The organism is Microbacterium sp. Bi128, from assembly GCF_918698205.1.
Map to the genome: position 1 here is coordinate 1 of NZ_CAKKMM010001212.1, position 1,559 is coordinate 1,559.

The 1,559-nt window shown below is 64.4% G+C and carries 1 protein-coding gene; it reads right to left on the reverse strand.

Annotated features, from left to right (window positions below; genetic code table 11):
* Window positions 1-22: 22 nt before the first annotated feature.
* Window positions 23-1,559: MFS transporter (locus tag LQV45_RS31350; RefSeq protein ID WP_308288961.1), on the reverse strand; the 1,537-nt coding region annotated here is incomplete at its 5' end.

A 1,559-nucleotide genomic window follows, 5' to 3' on the forward strand; every position in this document is an offset into this window, starting at 1 on the left:
GCTGGCGCACCTGGGAGCGGGATCAGGCGGTCGTGACGGTGTCCCGTTGACGCACCTGGTCCGCCGCCCGGGGACCACCGAGCAGTTCCGTCGGAGTCTTGGAGGTCTCGCGCAGCCCGATCACCGCGACCGCGGCAATGCCTGCGGCAACCGCGCCAAAGATTGCCACCGGAAGCCAGCCCGACGGGCCCGGCTTGAGGAGAATCGCCGCGACCATTGGGGCGAATCCGGCGAGGAGGTTGCCGAGCTGGTTGCTGACGGCCATGCCGGTGAACCGGACGGGTGCCGGGAATTGCTCGGCGAAGAACGATGTCCACACGCCGTTGTAGCAGCTGAAGAACAGCGTCATGTTGAGGAACGCGAAAATCGCGATCAGCACGATATCCGTCGTCGAGATCGCCCAAAGGTATCCGAAGATCGTAAGCGAACAGCCGGCAGAGGCGATCAGCATCGTCTTCTTGCGGCCGATGACGTCGGAGAGGTAGCCGGCCGCCGGGATGCCGACAATCGACAGCGCAATTGCGCCGGAGATGACCGCGAGCATCGCGCTCCGGTCCACCCCGACTGAGGTTGCGTACGAAAGGCTGAACACGGCGAACAGGGTCTGCATCGCTGCCATCAGTGATGCCCCGGCGACGCGGATGACCTTCCGCCAGTGGTACTTGAACACGTCGTTCAGCGGCAGCCTGCGAACTGCGCTTTCTTCCTTCGCCTCGGCGAACACCGGCGTTTCGTCGAGGTGGCTCCGCACGTAGTAAGTAATGACGACGACGACGGCGCTGAGCCAGAAGGGAATCCTCCAGCCCCAGCTGTAGAGTTCCCCGGCGGGCAGGAGCGCCACCGGCAGGAACACGATGGTGGCCAGCGAGCAGCCGACTGCGTAGCCGACCATAACGAAACTGGTGAAGAATCCACGGCGCCCGACGGGGGAGTGCTCGACGGTCAATGTCGAGGCTCCCGCCGACTCGGCCCCCGCGGAGAAGCCTTGCACGACGCGCAGGACCACCAGCAGTGCCGGGGCCAACAGGCCCACCTGGTCGTACGTCGGAAGACAGCCGATGGCGAAGGAAGCGATGCCCATCATGACGACCGTGGCCAGCATGACGCGTTTGCGGCCGATTCGATCGCCGAAGTGTCCCATCACCACCGCACCGACGGGCCGTGCCACGTAGCCCACTGCGAAGGTGGCGAACGATGCGATCAGCGCAACGGTGGGATCGCCGGATGGAAAGAACAGCACGTTGAAAACGAGGGCGGCCGCGGCGCCGTACACGAAAAAGTCGTAGTACTCCAGGGCGCTGCCGAGCAGCGCAGCTGTGGCCGCCCGCCGCGGTGTCATCGCGGGCCGCGAAGTCATTGGGTGTGTCATTTGTTTCTCCTTTGAAACAGGACTGTGGGTCTGAAGCAGGACTGTGGGTCGGCGCAACGCTGTCTCCGGTCTTCGCAAGCGACGGTGATGATGCGACAAGAAATGGGACGAGATTAGTGCGCAGCGCCTGGCGGCGTTGCGTCCGTGTGCCTGCTTCCACCGTAGGGGTGTGCGCTGCGTCACAGGTGTT